The 15,379-nt window shown below is 71.4% G+C and carries 13 protein-coding genes; 4 read left to right on the top strand and 9 right to left on the bottom strand.

The genetic code is table 11. The features are described 5' to 3' along the window. Positions 1-9: 9 nt before the first annotated feature. Positions 10-777 (bottom strand): IclR family transcriptional regulator, encoded by a 768-nt coding sequence (locus ABS642_RS07900; protein WP_116634689.1) that lies wholly within the window; start codon positions 775-777, stop codon positions 10-12. A 147-nt stretch (positions 778-924) separates the two neighbouring features. Between ABS642_RS07900 and dhaK the strand changes: the two genes are divergently transcribed. The 4 genes from dhaK to ABS642_RS07880 all read left to right on the top strand — a co-directional run bounded on the left by dhaK (position 925) and on the right by ABS642_RS07880 (position 6,482). Beyond that, a complete protein-coding gene (gene dhaK, locus ABS642_RS07895; protein ID WP_350352891.1) occupies positions 925-1,917 on the top strand; it encodes a dihydroxyacetone kinase subunit DhaK in 993 nt (330 codons plus the stop codon). Then, positions 1,917-2,558, top strand: coding sequence for a dihydroxyacetone kinase subunit DhaL (gene dhaL, locus ABS642_RS07890; protein WP_350352890.1), 642 nt, complete (start codon positions 1,917-1,919; stop codon positions 2,556-2,558). Before dhaK ends, dhaL begins: the two co-directional genes overlap by 1 nt. Further along, on the top strand, positions 2,558-5,047 hold the full coding sequence (ptsP, locus tag ABS642_RS07885) for a phosphoenolpyruvate--protein phosphotransferase (protein ID WP_350352889.1): 2,490 nt from the start codon (positions 2,558-2,560) through the stop codon (positions 5,045-5,047). Before dhaL ends, ptsP begins: the two co-directional genes overlap by 1 nt. A gap of 154 nt (positions 5,048-5,201) precedes the next feature. Further along, on the top strand, positions 5,202-6,482 hold the full coding sequence (locus tag ABS642_RS07880) for a hypothetical protein (protein WP_350352888.1): 1,281 nt from the start codon (positions 5,202-5,204) through the stop codon (positions 6,480-6,482). A gap of 7 nt (positions 6,483-6,489) precedes the next feature. Here the strand turns inward: ABS642_RS07880 and paaI are convergent, their stop codons facing one another. From paaI to ABS642_RS07840, 8 genes are read right to left on the bottom strand one after another with little or no spacing between them, the layout of a single operon-like run. After that, complete coding sequence (gene paaI / locus ABS642_RS07875; protein ID WP_344708608.1) at positions 6,490-6,870, bottom strand: hydroxyphenylacetyl-CoA thioesterase PaaI; 381 nt, start codon at positions 6,868-6,870, stop codon at positions 6,490-6,492. A gap of 5 nt (positions 6,871-6,875) precedes the next feature. Then, positions 6,876-8,969, bottom strand: a complete 2,094-nt coding sequence (gene paaZ / locus ABS642_RS07870) for a phenylacetic acid degradation bifunctional protein PaaZ (RefSeq protein WP_350352887.1) — start codon at positions 8,967-8,969, stop codon at positions 6,876-6,878. After that, positions 8,966-9,823, bottom strand: a complete 858-nt coding sequence (locus tag ABS642_RS07865; protein WP_350352886.1) for a 3-hydroxyacyl-CoA dehydrogenase family protein — start codon at positions 9,821-9,823, stop codon at positions 8,966-8,968. The genes paaZ and ABS642_RS07865 overlap by 4 nt, the downstream gene beginning before the upstream one ends. A gap of 5 nt (positions 9,824-9,828) precedes the next feature. Next, a complete protein-coding gene (locus ABS642_RS07860) occupies positions 9,829-10,563 on the bottom strand; it encodes an enoyl-CoA hydratase/isomerase family protein (RefSeq protein WP_350352885.1) in 735 nt (244 codons plus the stop codon). Then, positions 10,560-11,747, bottom strand: a complete 1,188-nt coding sequence (locus tag ABS642_RS07855; protein WP_350352884.1) for an acetyl-CoA C-acyltransferase — start codon at positions 11,745-11,747, stop codon at positions 10,560-10,562. The genes ABS642_RS07860 and ABS642_RS07855 overlap by 4 nt, the downstream gene beginning before the upstream one ends. Next, positions 11,747-13,177, bottom strand: a complete 1,431-nt coding sequence (locus ABS642_RS07850; RefSeq protein WP_350352883.1) for a dihydrolipoamide acetyltransferase family protein — start codon at positions 13,175-13,177, stop codon at positions 11,747-11,749. Before ABS642_RS07850 ends, ABS642_RS07855 begins: the two co-directional genes overlap by 1 nt. Beyond that, positions 13,174-14,202 (bottom strand): alpha-ketoacid dehydrogenase subunit beta, encoded by a 1,029-nt coding sequence (locus ABS642_RS07845; protein ID WP_350352882.1) that lies wholly within the window; start codon positions 14,200-14,202, stop codon positions 13,174-13,176. The genes ABS642_RS07850 and ABS642_RS07845 overlap by 4 nt, the downstream gene beginning before the upstream one ends. After that, a complete protein-coding gene (locus ABS642_RS07840; protein ID WP_350352881.1) occupies positions 14,199-15,299 on the bottom strand; it encodes a thiamine pyrophosphate-dependent enzyme in 1,101 nt (366 codons plus the stop codon). Before ABS642_RS07840 ends, ABS642_RS07845 begins: the two co-directional genes overlap by 4 nt. Positions 15,300-15,379 lie beyond the last annotated feature (80 nt).

The raw sequence follows: 15,379 nt of genomic DNA, 5'->3' as shown, positions 1-15,379 counted from the left end.
TTCGCGCGGTCAGTCCTCCGCAGGGGCGACGCGCGGCGGCCAGGACGTCGCGCCGAGCTCCCGCGAGATGTTGCGGGCCGTCTCGCGGAGCGCGTCGAGGATGGCATCCGATGGCGGTGTCTGCGTGGTCGGCATCACCACCGCCACGGCCGCGACGATGTCGTTCGATGCATCCGCGATGGGTGCCGCGATCGAGGACTCGCCGAGCACCGCCTCGTCGAACTCCGCCGCGTTCCCGCGCTCGGCGATCGCGGGAAGTTCCAGGGTGAGCCGTGCGATGTCGGTCACCGTATCGCCGGTGAGGCTGCGCAGCGGCTGCTCGAACACGCTCCGCTGGAAGCCGAGGTCGTAGGCCAGCAGCACCTTGCCCATCGCCGAGGCGTGTGCAGGGATCGCGACGCCGGTCTCCAGCATCTGCTGGCTGTCGTCGGGCCGGAGGTTGTGATGGATGACCAGGACGTCCGTGAAGTGCGGGGCGCCGAGTCGCACCGAGAGGTTCGTGCGGCGGGCGAGCTCCTGCGTCCAGCGCATCGCCCGGGCGCGCACGTCGAGCGTGTCGAGGTAGACGTTGCTGAGGCGCAGCAGGGTGGGCCCCAGCATGTAGCGCTGACCGCCGCGCTCCTTGGCGACGAGGCCGTGAGAGCGCAGCGACTTCACGATGCCGTGCACGGTGGAGGGCGGAAGACTGAGGGCGGCCGCGAGGTCGGTGATGCCCAGATGGCGGGCGCCCTGGAGCAGTTCGAGGATCTTCGCCGCACGGTCGATCGCCTGGATCACGGGGCCGTCCCTTCTTCCGATTCGACGTCGAACCGGTTCGTCGTGCTGGTCTTCCGGATTGATCTTGACAACCCGACCGGGTCCGAGCATATTCGACATTAACGAATTGCTTTCCGATTTTCGCGAAAGAGATCAAAGGAGATCGCAGTGAAGAAGCTCATCAATGCCCCGGAGGACGTGCTCGTCGAATCGCTCAGGGGCGTGGCGCTCGCCCATCCCGAGCTCTCGGTCGACCTCGAGACCCACGTCATCACGCGCGCGACGCCCAAGGCGCAGGGCAAGGTCGCCATCGTGTCCGGGGGCGGATCAGGACACGAACCGCTGCACGGCGGGTTCGTCGGCGAGGGCATGCTGGATGCCGCCGTCGCCGGCGAGGTCTTCACCTCGCCCACGCCCGACCGCGTGCAGGCCGCGACCAAGGCCGTCGACCGTGGTGCCGGCGTCCTGCACATCGTGAAGAACTACACCGGCGACGTGCTCAACTTCGAGATGGCGGCCGAGCTGGCATCGATGGAGGGCATCGAGGTGGGCAGCGTCGTGGTGGACGACGACGTCGCGGTGCAGGACTCGCTCTACACGGCAGGGCGTCGCGGCGTCGGCCTCACGGTGCTGCTGGAGAAGCTCGTCGGCGCGGCGGCGGAAGAGGGCCAGGACCTCGCCTCGGTGGTCGAGCTCGCGAAGCGCGTCAACGGCCAGGGGCGCTCGATGGGTATGGCGCTCACGAGCTGCACGGTTCCGGCCGCGGGCAAGCCGACCTTCGACCTCCCCGATGATCAGATGGAGATCGGCATCGGCATCCACGGCGAACCGGGTCGCCACCGCGAGCCGCTGGCTCCGGCATCCGACATCGCCCGTCAGCTCGTCGAGCCGATCCTCGCCGACCTCGACTTCGCCGGACCCGCGATCGTGATGGTCAACGGGATGGGCGCGACACCGCAGATCGAGCTGTACCTGATGTATGCCGAGGTCGCCGCACTCCTCGAGAAGGCGGGGGTGCAGATCGTCCGGAACCTGGTCGGCAACTACATCACGTCGCTCGACATGGCCGGATGCTCCGTCACGGTGCTCAAGGTCGACGACGAGCTGCTGCGTCTGTGGGATGCGCCCGTGAACACGCCCGGTCTGCGATGGGGGGCGTGATGGCGGCCGTCGGAACCGACACCCTGGTCGACTGGATCTCCGGCTTCCGCGATGCGGTGACCGAGAAACGCGAGTGGCTCACGGAGCTGGACTCGGCGATCGGCGACGCCGACCATGGCGCCAACATTGCCCGTGGCATGAGCGCGGTCGGGGAGAAGCTCGCCGCCGGAACGCCGGCCACCGTCGACGAACTGCTGAAGACGGTGGGCATGACGCTGGTGAGCTCGGTCGGAGGGGCCAGCGGGCCGCTCTACGGCACGTTCTTCCTGCGCATGGGGATGACGGCCGGCGCGGTCACGGAGCTCGACGCGGCCGGCCTCGCCTCCGCGTTGCGCGCGGGTCTCGAGGGCATCGTCGCCCGCGGCAAGGCCGAAGCGGGAGACAAGACGATGTTCGACGCGATGGCACCCGCGGTCGACGCGCTCGATGCGGCGATCGCCGAGGGCGCCGATCTGTCGACGGCGGCTCGGAGGGCGGCGGATGCCGCAGCCGCAGGGCGGGACGCGACCGAACCGCTCGTGGCTCGCAAGGGGCGGGCGAGCTATCTCGGCGAACGCAGCGCCGGACACCTCGATCCGGGTGCCGCATCGACGGCGATCCTGTTCGACACGCTCGCCACGGCGATCTCCGGCAGCTCCTGATGATCGGGATCGTCGCCGTCTCCCACAGCGCACGACTCGGGGAGGCGGCGCTGGAGCTTGCCCTGCAGATGGTGCAGGGCGCGGATGTGCAGGTGAAGGTCGCTGCCGGTGCCGGAACCGACGCCGACGGAGCGCCGATCCTCGGTACGGATGCCGTGGCCGTCGCGGGTGCGATCGATGAGCTCGCCGCCGACTGCGACGGTGTGCTGGTGCTGATGGATCTGGGATCCGCGGTGCTGAGCGCGGAGCTCGCGCTCGAGCTGCGCGGAAGCGACGTGCCGGTGCGCCTCGCCCCCGCTCCCTTCGTCGAGGGGCTGCTCGCGGCAGTGGTCTCGGCGGCCGCGGGCGGTTCGCTCGACGAGGTGGCCGCGGAGGCCGGTGCGGCGCTCGGAGCGAAGACGGGGCAGCTCGGCACCCCGGAGGAGACCCCGACCGTTGCTGCGGAACCCCCAGGAGCGACCGCGGTCGCGGAGGATGCGCTCGTCCGTCGCGTGCGTGTCCGCAATCCGCTCGGTATCCACGCGCGCCCGGCAGCCCTCATCGCCAAGGCGTCGGCGGGGTCGGATGTGCGCCTGCGGCGTCTCCCGGACGGACCCGACGCGTCGGCGGCGAGCCTCTCCCGGCTGCTGATCCTCGGCGCGCGCCAGGGAGACGAGGTCGAGGTGACCGCGCGAGGAGCCGACGCCGCGCTGGACCGCGTGGTCGCCCTGTTCGACGACGGTTTCGGCGAAGGCGTGGACGACCCTGCGCCCACGCAGCCCTCCACGACGTCGACGAGCCCCGCGGCACCCGCGACGACGGCCGCGGCGCCGACCGCGATCGCCTCGGGCACGGTTCTCCGCGGACGTGGGGTGAGCGCCGGACGCGTCGCCGCGCCCGTGGTGCATCTCGCTCCTCCGCTTCCCGAGCCCGATGCGGGCACGGTGATCGCACCGGAGAACCGCATCGACGAGGTCTCCGCCATCGAGTGGGCGGCCGTGGCCGTCGCCGATCAGCTGCGTTCCCGCACGGCGCAGGCCACGGGTGAGGCCAGGGCGATCCTCGACGCCTCGCGACTCCTCGCCTCCGACCCGGAGCTCGTCGCCGACGCGACCGCCCTCGTGCAGACGAAGGGGCGCAGCGCCGCGCGAGCGGTGTGGGAGGCTGCGACGGCGCACGAGAAGAGCCTCAGAGCCCTCGGCGGACGCATGGCGGAACGGGTTGCCGACATCCGCGACGTGCGGGATCGGATCATCGCCGAGATCCTCGAGGTCGACATGCCCGGCGTTCCCGAGCGCGATGAGCCGTTCGTGCTCGTCGCCGCGGATCTCGCTCCGGCCGACACTGCGTCGCTCGAGGGCGGGCAGTGCGTCGGACTGGTCACCGAGCAGGGTGGCCCGACCTCGCACACCGCCATCATCGCGCGTTCCCTCGGACTGCCTGCGGTCGTCGGTGTGGCCGGGGCGACGTGCGTGGTCGCGGGTGCGATGCTGCTCGTCGACGGCGATCACGGCACGGTCGAGGTGGATCCCTCCGAGGAGCGCATCGCCGAGGCGCGGGCAGCGGCCGTCGTGGTCGCGTTCGACGGCGCCGGCGCGCTCGCAGACGGGCAACCCGTGCCGCTGCTGGCGAATGTCGGGGGAGCAGCGGATGCCGTGGCCGCGGCATCCGCCCAGGCGGAAGGCGTCGGACTCTTCCGCACCGAGTTCTGCTTCCTGGACCGGGCCGACGCCCCGAGCATCGACGAGCAGGTCGCCGCGTACCGCGGGGTGCTCGCCGCGTTCCCCGGACGCAAGGTCGTGGTGCGCACGCTCGACGCGGGCAGCGACAAGCCCCTGCCCTTCGCGAATGCGGATCACGAGGACAACCCCGCGCTCGGCGTTCGCGGTCTCCGTATCGCGCGCCGTTCGCCGGAGCTCCTCGACGACCAGCTGCGGGCGCTTGCGCTCGCCGCGGAAGCGGAGTCGGCGCTGGTCGAGGTGATGGCCCCGATGGTCTCGACGGTCGAGGAGGCTCGTGACTTCGCGGAGCGCTGCCGCTCGGCAGGACTCGCACGTGTGGGGATCATGATCGAGACGCCGTCCGCTGCACTTCTGGCCGCCGAGCTCTTCGAGATCGTCGACTTCGTCAGCCTCGGCACCAACGACCTGGCGCAGTACACGCTGGCGGCCGATCGACTGCTCAGCGAGCTCGGCGATCTCAACGATCCGTGGCAGCCGGCGGTGCTGCGCCTGATCGGGGCGGTCGGGGATGCGGGCCGTGCGGCCGGGAAGCCGGTGGGCGTCTGCGGCGAGGCCGGCGGGGATCCGGCGCTCGCGCCGGTGCTGCTCGGGCTCGGCGTGACGTCTCTGTCGATGACGTCGCGCGCGCTCGGCCGCGTCGCGGCCGCGCTCGCCGAGGTGGATGAGGCGACGTGCCGCCGCGCGGCACTCGCAGCGATCGCGGCCTCCACGGCAGCCGACGCCCGCGCGGCGGCTGCCGGAGAACTCAGCGGTGCGCTCCGCCGCTGAGCCTGCGATGGGCGACCCGTATGCGCGCGACGGCATGCGCTTCGTATCATTCTGATCTCGACATGAGTCGCCTGCCCTCGTGGCGGCGTCGGCCTGATCTACGCTCGCCGCAGGGGGCGTCGACACGCGACGCAGTTTCACATCGGAGGGTCATATGTCGCGCGCGCGTTCACTCACGACGACGGTGGTCGGCGTCATCGCCGTCAGCTCGTTCCTCATGCTCTCGGCATGTGCGCCCGACCCGGGACCGAGCCCGGCGCCCACCGGCTCGGGGACACCCGGCTCCTCGCCGTACACGGGGCCCGCGGTTTTCGTGGGGGATGAGCTCGACCTGCTGCTCCTGACGCCGGACGAGATCACGGAGCTCCTGCCGGGGAGTGCCGAGGTGGGTGCGTCGTCGTCTGTGCTGGAGCAGATCTCCGACGGTGGCGGACCGACCCCCGTCCCCGCGATCTGCTCGGCGCTGTTCGCCGAGCAGTCGCTGACGAGCGTGGGTTCGCGCAACCTCTCCTGGAAGGTGCCGGAGGACTCCGAGAGGGGAACCGGCAGCCTCACCGTCCTGCAGTTCGCCGATGAAGCTCACGCGACGAAGCGCATGGACCAGCTGGTCGACGCGGCGGGGCGATGCGGCACGTTCGACTACAACGGCGAGGCGACCTTCGAGGCGGTAATTCCGGATGCCTCGGAGAACGCGCGGGCATTCGCCGGCGTCCTGACCTTCCCCGAGATCGAAGGCGGCAGGAGCACGTTCTCCGCCGTCGCCTCCGTCGGCAACGTGATCGTGCAGATCTGGCAGCCCGTCGTCGGCGACACCGCGATCGATGGGGAAGCGGTCGCCGAGCTCCTCCTGTGGCGCGCGGAGGACGCCCGTGCGTCGTTGATCGACGAGCTCACGGCGAACCCGCCCGAAGACGAGGAGGACCCGGCCTCCGATGCATCCGCGCCCTGGAGCGAGTGGACGGTGTCGACCGGCGGCGTCGGCCCGATCCGGCTCGGGGACCCGATCGACGAGGCCGTGAAGGCCGCAGCGGGAGCGCAGGCGCTCGAGCCCGCCTTCGAACAGGGGCCGTGGCGGGTCGTGAACCAGGACGGCACCGCCTCGCTCCTGATCCAACCGGAGCAGGGCGGCACGGTCGTCACGGCGATCACGGTGGGCAATGACCGCTCCCTCGATGAGACGGCGCAGTCGGGCGCCGCGCTGCCCGCCCGCGGCGACGTGCGTGTCGGAGACGCGGTCGCCGAGGCGATCGCCGCCTACCCGGGAGGCACGACGGTGACCGTCGTCTCATCGGGCGATGACTGGTACGACGTCGCGACGCGGGACGGCCACCTGTTCCGCTTCCATGCCGACCGCGACGTCGTCGACCCCGGGTCGCTCATCGTCGGGATCACCGTGGAGGATGCGACCACGCGTCGCGACCTCGTCTTCGACTGACGGACCCTCAGTCGATCCGGCGGTTCGTCGTGACCGAGCGGCCGCGGAACTCCGCGACCACGTCGCCGGCGTCGTCGGTGACGGTGACGTCATAGAGGCCGGTGCGTCCGCTGACGACGCGGCGCACCGCCGTCGCGGTCAGCGTCTGTCCGGCGTGCGTCGACTTCAGGAACGTGATGTCGGCGCCCGCCGCCACGGTCACGCGTTCGTCCTCGTTGCACGCGAGGGCGAACGCGGTGTCGGCGAGCGCGAAGACGAGGCCGCCGTGCGTGATCGCGAACCCGTTCAGCATGTCGTCGCGCACGACCATCGACACGACCGCGGCTCCGGGGTCGTCGCGGTCCACGCTCATGCCCAGCGCAGCGGACGCCCGGTCGCGCTGCATCATCGGCCTCACACCGGGACCGCCGCCGGGGCGGGCTCCTTGCTGACGAGCGTCAGCACGTCGTAGGTGGCCACCGTCTCATCGGCCTGGTTGCGGATGACGGCGTCCCAGCGCACCTCGCCGTACTCATCGGTCTCGCGGGGAGTGATCTGCTTCGCGGTGAGCTCGACCCGGATCTCGTCTCCTGGAGACACCGGGGTCAGGAACCGCAGGTTCTCCAGGCCGTAGTTCGCGAGCACGGGACCGGGTTCGGGATCTACGAAGAGCCCGGCCGCCCAGGAGACGAGCAGATACCCGTGGGCGACCCGTCCGGGGAAGAACGGGTTGGCTGCCGCGGCATCCTCGTCCATGTGCGCGTAGAACGTGTCGCCGGTGAACTGCGCGAAGGTCTCGATGTCGGCCAGCGTCACCTCGCGAGACGCCGAGACGATCTGATCGCCGATCCGCAACTCGGCCAGCGATTTGCGGAACGGATGCCGGCCCTCGCTGCGGGCGGTCGCGCCGGCGTGCCAGATGCCGGTGAGCGCGGTGAGCATCTGCGGCGAGCCCTGCACGGCCGTGCGCTGCATGTGATGCAGGACGGCGCGGATGCCGCCGAGCTCCTCGCCGCCGCCCGCCCGACCCGGACCGCCGTGCACGAGGTTGGGGAGGGGCGAGCCGTGACCGGTCGACGAGCGGGCGTCATCGCGGTCGAGCAGCAGCATGCGTCCGTTGAAGGGAGCGATGCGCGTGGCGAGGTCGACGGCCTGCACGGGATCGTGCGTCGCGATGCTGGTGACCAGCGAGCCGCCGCCCCGTCCGACGAGCGCCGCGGCCTCGGCCGTCGTGTCGTAGGTCAGGAGCGACGCCACGGGGCCGAAGGCCTCGACGCTGTGCACGGCCTCGGCCTGGCGATCGTCGAAGCGCAGCAGGACGGGAGAGACGAAGGCCCCGTCCGATGCGGCACCGGTGGTCCCGTCGGCGAGGCGCACCTCCGGGGTCTCGGTCGATCCGACGACGAGCCGCCCACCGGCATCCTGCAGCACCGTGACCTGGCGCAGAACCTCGTCACGCTGGGCGAGCGAGGCGAGCGGGCCCATCGTGACGCCTTCGGCGCGCGGGTCGCCCAGCACCGTCTTCTCGGCGATCCGAGCCCGGACAGCTTCGATCACGGCATCCGCCGTCTCCGTCGGGACGATCGCCCGGCGGATCGCGGTGCACTTCTGACCGGCCTTGGTCGTCATCTCGGTCACGAGCTGACGCACGTAGGCGTCGAACTCCGGGGTGCCGGCCACCGCGTCCGTGCCGAGCACCGAGGCGTTGATCGAGTCGGTCTCGGCGGTGAACCGCACGCCGCCCGTCTGCACGGCCGGGTGCGCCTTGAGGCTCTCCGCCGTCGACGCGCTGCCGGTGAATCCGACGATGTCGCCGAGCCGCAGGTGATCGAACAGGGTCGGGACACTGCCGCTGACGAGCTGCAGCGACCCCGCCGGCAGGAGTCCGGATTCGACGAGGATCCGCGCCATCGCCTCGGCCAGGTACCCGGTCGGCGTCGCGGGCTTCACCAGCGTCGGCATGCCGGCGAGGAAGGCCGGGGCGAGCTTCTCGAGCGAACCCCACACCGGGAAGTTGAAGGCGTTGATCTGCACCGCGACGCCCGGCAGTGTCGTGTAGACGTGGCGGCCGAGGAACGAGCCGTCCTTCGAGAGCGGCTCGACCGGGCCGTCGACGTGCACCGTGCTGTTCGGCAGCTCGCGGCGGCCCTTGCCCGAGTAGGAGAACAGGACCCCGATCCCGCCGTCGATGTCGACCCAGGAGTCCGTCTTGGTGGCACCCGTGCGGGCGGACAGCGCGTAGAGCTCGTCCTTGCGCTCGGTTAGGGCGAGCGCGAACTGCTTCAGCAGCACGGCCCGCTGGTGGAACGTGAGCGCACCCAGGCTCGCCTGGCCGACCGTGCGCGCGTGCTCGAGAGCCGCCGCGAGATCCAGTCCCTCGGTGCTCACGCGTGTCACGATCTCGCCCGTCGACGCATCGCGCACGTCGGTTCCGGCGATGGATCCCTGAGCCTCTCGAAGGGGAGTCCACCAGGATCCCTCGACGTAGCTGGGCAGGTAGTCGGTCATCGCGTCTCCTCGTTCCATCTGTAGAAGCCCTCGCCGCTCTTGCGGCCGAGCTTTCCGTCCGCGACCATCGCGCGCAGCAGCGCGGGTGGTTCGAAGCGCGGGCCCAGCGTCGCCGCGAGCTCCTCCGCGATCCCGAGGCGCACGTCGAGTCCGACGATGTCGGTGGTGCGCAGGGGGCCGGTCGGATGCCGGTAGCCGAGGGCCATCGCCGCGTCGATGTCGGCGGCACTCGCGACGCCCTCCTCCAGCATCCGGATCGCCTCGAGGCCGAGCATCACGCCGAGCCGCGAGGAGGCGAAGCCGGGGGAGTCGCGCACCACGATCGGCGACTTGCCGAGCGTCTGCACCCAGGCGTGAGCGGTCTCGACCACGTCGGCCCGCGTGGCCGAGCCGCGCACGATCTCCACGAGGGCGGAGGCCGGCACCGGATTGAAGAAGTGCAGCCCGAGGAAGGTCTCGGGTCGGGCGCGGCTCGTGGCGAGGTCGTCGATCGAGATCGAGGAGGTGTTCGAGGCGAGGATCGCGCCGTCGCGCATCGCTCCCTCGGCGCGGCTCAGCGCCTCCTCCTTGAGCGCCCGGTCCTCCGGAACGGCTTCAACGACCAGCGCGCACTCCGAGAACTCGGCGATCTCGGTGCCGCAGGCGAGGCGGGCGCGGAGCGCGGACTCGTCGAGCAGCGGGTCGCGGTCGACCGAACGCCGAATGCTGTCGTGCACGCGCTCAGCGGCGGCGTCGGCACTGGCGCTGTCGCGCTCCACCACGCTCACACGGGATCCGGCGAGCAGGAAGGCGTGAGCGATCCCGGCGCCCATGCGCCCTCCGCCGAGGACTCCGACGTGTGCCGGTGCGTCCATGCGGCTCATCGTCGCGCCCGCCTCTCGAGGAACTCCGTCATCCGGCGGTGCTTCGCCGGCGACTCGAACAGCTCGGCCTGCAGCTCGAACTCGATCGCGGGGTGCTCGGAGCGCGGCGTCCGCAGGGCGCGCTTGGTGTGCTGGGTCGCGAGCGGATCGTTCGCGGCGATCCGGTCGGCGAGGGCGTGCGCCGCGCCGAGCAGGTCCTCGGCCGGGTGCAGGGACGAGACGAGCCCCCAGGCGAGCGCCTCGTCGGCGTCGAGCGTGCGACCGGTGAGCAGCAGCTCGCTCGCCCTGGCCTCGCCGACGATCTCGGGCAGCCGCCAGGTGGCGCCGGCCGCGGCCATGATCCCGAGCCCCGTCTCCGGATTCCCGATCCGCAGCGCGGGTGTGCCGATGCGGATGTCGGCGGCGTAGGCGAGTTCGGCGCCGCCGCCCAGCGCGTAGCCGTCGATCGCGGCGATCACCGGCATCGGCAACTCCCGGACGCGGATGAACGCCGTCGCGTTGATGCCGCGTCGGGCGTCGTCGGCCGTGCGCTCGCGGAGCTGGGCGATGTCGGCACCCGCGGCGAAGACGCCGTCGGCGCCGGTGAGGATGAGCGTGCGCGGGTGCTCTTCGAGCGACGCGCACAGGTCATGCAGCGCATCGATGGTCTCCTGGTCGATGGCGTTGCGCTTCTCCGGGCGATCCAGGACGGCGATGACCCGGTCGGTCCGCTCCTCGACCTGCAGCGTCATGAGACGCGCTCCACGATCATCGCGGCGCCCTGGCCCACACCGACGCACATCGTTGCGAGACCGCGTTCGACGCCTTCTCGCTCCAGGCGCCCGAGCAGCGTGACGACGAGACGGGATCCGCTCGAGCCGAGGGGATGCCCCAGGGCGATCGCGCCGCCGTCCCGATTGACGATCTCGGGGTCGAGGCCGAGTCGGCGCATCGACGCGAGCGACTGCGTAGCGAAGGCCTCGTTCAACTCGACGGCCCCGATGTCGGAGATGTCCAAACCGGCGCGCTGGAGCGCCTTCTCCGTGGCCGGTACCGGTCCGAGACCCATGATCTCGGGGGCGAGGGCCGCCGAGGTCGCCGCGAGGATGCGGGCGCGCGGCGCGAGTCCGTAGCGCCGCACGGCGTCGGCGCTCGCGACCACGATCGCGGAGGAGCCGTCGTTCAACGAGCTGGAGTTCCCGGCGGTGACCACCTCGCCCCCGGCGACGACCGGCCGGAGCCCGGCCAGGGCCTCCAGGCTGGTGTCGCGACGCGGGCCCTCGTCGATCGTGACATCGCCGGACCGCGTGGGCACGGCGACGATCTCGGCGGCGAAGCGGCCGGCGTCGATCGCGGCGGCGGCGCGCTGCTGACTGCGGAGAGCGAAGGCGTCGGCATCCGCACGGGTGATGCCGTCGCGGCGCGCGACCTCTTCGGCGGTCTCGGGCATCGAGAACGTCGCCTTGTCGCGCGCGGCCAGGCGGGGATTCGTGAAACGCCAGCCGATCGAAGTGTCGAATGCCGCACCGGGCTTCGCCCACGCGCGCTCGGGCTTCGCCTGCACCCACGGCGCCCGGGTCATGGATTCGACACCGCCCGCGACGATGAGGTCGGCGTCGCCGGCGCGGATCGCCTGTGCGGCCATCGCGATCGCCGACATCCCGGAGGCGCAGAGCCGGTTCACCGTGATGCCGGGGACGCTGTCGGGGAGTCCTGCCAGCAGCACGGCCATGCGCGCGACGTTCCGGTTGTCCTCGCCCGCCTGGTTGGCCGCTCCCAGGATGACCTCGTCGATCGCGGCATCCGGGATTCCGGCCCTGGCGACCGCCTCGCGCACGACGAGAGCGGCGAGGTCGTCGGGTCGCACACCGGCGAGGGCTCCGCCGTAGCGTCCGACCGGTGTGCGGACTCCGCCGACGAGGAACGCCTCCGTCATCAGACCCTCCCGAAGGCGCGCAGCGGATGCTCGATGAGCTCGGTCACGCGTCGGAGGAAGCCGGCCGCGTACCCGCCGTCGCAGACGCGGTGATCGAACACGAGCGACAGCTGGGCGATGCGCCGCACCACGATCTCGCCGTCCACGACCCAGGGGCGCTCGATGATGCGGCCGATGCCGAGGATGGCGACATCGGGGTGGTTGATGATCGCCGCCGATCCGTCGACTCCCAGCCCGCCGTAGTTGTTGAGGGTGAACGTCGATCCGCGCAGTCGCTCCGGCGGCAGCGATCCGGCCCTGGCCGATGTGGCGAGCTCGCGCAGCGCCACGTCGAGCTGCTCGACCGTGAGGCTGTGAGCGCCGGGGATCACCGGGACCATCAGCCCGCGATCGGTGTCGGCCGCGACGCCGAGGTTGACCCCGTCGAACGAGATCAGCTCGCCGGCGTCCTCGCTGAGACGCGACGCGAGGATGGGGTGGTCCTCGAGGGCGAGGAGCACGAAGCGGGCGAGGAGGGCGGTGACCGACGGTGCCCTGCCGCCCTCGGGCGCCATCTGCGCGCGAAGGTCCCAGAGGGCGGTGGCGTCGACGTCGACCCAGACGGTCGCCTCCGGGATCTCGGCCCTGCTGCGGCTGAGCTTGGCGCTGACGGCCTTCCGCAACGGTGACATCCGCTCCCGCGCCCGGACGCCGAGGCCGTCGACGGTCTCACCGGTGCCGACCGCGGCGCTCCTCGTCTCGCGATGATGCGCGGCCGCGCCGTCCACGGCGTTGTCCACCGCGGAACGGAGCACATCGGCGCGCGTCACGGCGCCGTCTGGTCCGGTCGCGACGATGGTGTGCACGTCGAGGCCGAGATCGCGCGCGAGGCGCCGCACGAGCGGAGAGCGCACCGCCACGGGGCGGCGGGGCGATGCGGCGTCCGTCTCTCGGAGGATCGTCGGTTTCTCGGATGATTCCGCGGGGACGGTCCGAGAAACGGACGTCTCTCCGGGAGCTGCGGGAGTCTTCGCACGCGCAGCGGCGGGGCGGCGACGACGGCCGGATCCGGTGCGCTCCGTGGTGCCGTAGCCGATGAGCACGTTGCCGGAGCCGGCGCGCTCCTCCTCGCGGTAGGCCTCCTGCTCCACGGCGGCGCCGGGCGCGGCACCCGACTCCGGGTTCTGCGGGGCTCCCGCGACCTCGAGGACAGGGGCTCCGACGTCGATCGTGTCACCCGCCTCCCCGTGCAGCGCGATCACGACGCCGGCGAACGGCGAAGGCAGCTCGACGACGCTCTTGGCGGTCTCGACCTCGGCGATGGGCTGATCGGTGACGATCGTGTCGCCGACCGCGACGAGCCACTGCACGAGTCCGGCCTCGGTCAGTCCCTCGCCGAGGTCGGGGAGGCGGAAGACCTGTGCGGTGCCGTTCTTCAGCTCGGTGCTCATACGTCCTCGTCCCAGTGCAGCGTGTCGATCGCGTCGAGAACCCGGTCGACGTCGGGCAGATACCAGTGCTCGAGCTTCGGCGGTGCGTAGGGCACATCGAAGCCGGTGACCCGGCGCACGGGCGCCTCGAGGAACTCGAAGCACCGCTCGAAGACACGCGCCTGGATCTCCGAGGCGACGGAGGCGTATCCGGGAGCCTCGGCGATGACCACGGCCCGCCCGGTCGACTTCACGGCGGCCGTCACCGTCGTGTCGTCGAACGGGGAGAGCGAGCGCACGTCCACGACCTGCACGCTCCGGCCCTCCGCGGCGGCGACCTCGGCTGCCTCGAGGGCGAGCGACACGGAGGCGCCGTACGCGAGCAGGGTCACGTCGGTGCCCTCCCGTGCGATCCGCGCCGTGCCGATCTCCGCCGTGATCGACGTGTCGACCTCGCCCTTGCTCCAGTACAGCTTCTTCGGCTCGAGGAAGATCACGGGGTCGGGGGAGGCGATCGCCGCACGCAGCAGGGAGTAGGCGTCCTGCGGGGTGGAGGGACTCACCACGGTGAGCCCAGGGGTGTGCGCGTAATACGCCTCCGAGGAGTCGCAGTGGTGCTCCACTCCGCCGATGCCGCCGCCGAACGGGATGCGGATGACCAGCGGCATCCGCATTCCTCCGCGTGTGCGGTTGCCGAGCTTCGCGACGTGGCTCACGACCTGCTCGAAGGCGGGAAGGGCGAACGCGTCGAACTGCATCTCCACCACCGGGCGCAGGCCGTTCATGGCCATGCCGACGGCGGTGCCGACGATGCCGGACTCCGCGAGAGGCGTGTCGAAGCACCGGTCCTCGCCGTAGCGCGCGGTGAGTCCATCGGTGATGCGGAAGACGCCGCCGAGAGCGCCGACGTCCTCGCCGAACACGACCACGTCCGGGTCGGATTCGATCGCGTCGGCGAGAGCCCGGTTGAGGGCGGCGGCCATGCTCATGGTCGTCACCTGGCGCTCCGCGGTCTCGGTGCGCATGTCGTCATGGGCGATGGTCATCGGTGGCCCTCCGTCTCGAGCTGCGAGCGTTCGATCTCGTCGCGCAGCAGCTGCCACTGCTCCTCGAGCTGCGACGAGCGCGTCTCGGTCACGAAGCGGAAGAGGTCTTCGGGATCGAGGTCGGCGTCCGTGTTCAGCGCCGCCCGCATGGCCGCGGCGATCTCCTCCGCGCCGGCCGCGAACCGCTCCTCGGCCTCCGCGTCGAGGGCGCCGGTCGCCGTGAGGTGCGTGCGCAGGCGCTGCAGGGGATCGCGTGCGACCCACTCCTGCACCTCGGCGCGCTCGCGGTAGCGGGTGTCGTCGTCGGCGTTGGTGTGCGCCTGCATCCGGTACGTGTGCGCCTCGATGAGCGAAGGGCCGCCGCCGGCGCGTGCCCGGGAGATCGCCTCGCCGAGCACGGCGAGGACCGCGGCGACGTCGTTGCCGTCGACCCGCTGCCCTGGCATCCCGTATCCGATCGCCTTGTGCGCGAGGGAGGGGGCGGCGGTCTGGCGGGACAACGGCACCGAGATCGCGAACTCGTTGTTCTGCACGAAGAAGACGACCGGGACATGGAACACGGCGGCGAAGTTCATCGCCTCGTGGAAGTCGCCCTCGCTCGTCGCGCCGTCGCCGCAGAGGGCGAGGACGACCGTGTCCTCCCCGCGGTGCTTCGCTGCCTGCGCGAAGCCGACCGCGTGCAGGAGCTGCGTCGCGAGGGGCGTCGTCTGCGGTGCGACCCGGTGCGCGCGCACGTCATAGCCGGAGTGCCAGTCGCCCTTGAGGAGGACCAGTGCGTCGGCGGGCTCGACTCCACGGGCGATGACGGCGACCGAGTCGCGATAGGTCGGGAACAGCCAGTCGGCGTCGCCGAGGACCATGGACGCGCCCACCTGGCACGCCTCTTGGCCGTGCGACGACGGATAGACCGCGAGGCGGCCCTGGCGCACGAGGGCGCCGGCCTGATCATTGATCCGTCGTCCCTCGACCAGGCCGCGGTAGGCCCGCAGCAGGACGTCCGCCTCGGGGAGCGCGTACTGCTCGTCGGCGACGGGAGCGCCGTTCTGGTCGATCAACTGCACCGCGGTGTCGCGCGGGAGCATGTCGGTGTGCTGCATCGTTCGCCCTCCTTGCCGAACTCGATGAGCCCAGCATGCCTCTCGGGACTCAGTCGTCCAAGGGATTGCAGCAGATGCTG

The organism is Microbacterium sp. A8/3-1 (assembly GCF_040267695.1).
GTDB classification, from domain to species: domain Bacteria; phylum Actinomycetota; class Actinomycetes; order Actinomycetales; family Microbacteriaceae; genus Microbacterium; species Microbacterium luteolum.
The sequence above is the reverse complement of the archived record's forward strand: the minus strand, read 5'-3'. Positions and strand labels throughout refer to the sequence as shown.

Bases quoted from the DNA above. Each gene is read 5' to 3' on its own strand.
- ABS642_RS07850 (WP_350352883.1), bottom strand. From the start codon at position 13,177: ATGAGCACCGAGCTGAAGAACGGCACCGCACAGGTCTTCCGCCTCCCC.
- ABS642_RS07880 (WP_350352888.1), top strand. From the start codon at position 5,202: ATGTCGCGCGCGCGTTCACTCACGACGACGGTGGTCGGCGTCATCGCC.
- ABS642_RS07845 (WP_350352882.1), bottom strand. From the start codon at position 14,202: ATGACCATCGCCCATGACGACATGCGCACCGAGACCGCGGAGCGCCAG.
- paaI (WP_344708608.1), bottom strand. From the start codon at position 6,870: ATGATGCAGCGCGACCGGGCGTCCGCTGCGCTGGGCATGAGCGTGGAC.
- ABS642_RS07860 (WP_350352885.1), bottom strand. From the start codon at position 10,563: ATGACGCTGCAGGTCGAGGAGCGGACCGACCGGGTCATCGCCGTCCTG.
- paaZ (WP_350352887.1), bottom strand. From the start codon at position 8,969: ATGACCGACTACCTGCCCAGCTACGTCGAGGGATCCTGGTGGACTCCC.
- ABS642_RS07840 (WP_350352881.1), bottom strand. From the start codon at position 15,299: ATGCAGCACACCGACATGCTCCCGCGCGACACCGCGGTGCAGTTGATC.
- dhaL (WP_350352890.1), top strand. From the start codon at position 1,917: ATGGCGGCCGTCGGAACCGACACCCTGGTCGACTGGATCTCCGGCTTC.
- ABS642_RS07865 (WP_350352886.1), bottom strand. From the start codon at position 9,823: ATGGACGCACCGGCACACGTCGGAGTCCTCGGCGGAGGGCGCATGGGC.
- ptsP (WP_350352889.1), top strand. From the start codon at position 2,558: ATGATCGGGATCGTCGCCGTCTCCCACAGCGCACGACTCGGGGAGGCG.
- ABS642_RS07855 (WP_350352884.1), bottom strand. From the start codon at position 11,747: ATGACGGAGGCGTTCCTCGTCGGCGGAGTCCGCACACCGGTCGGACGC.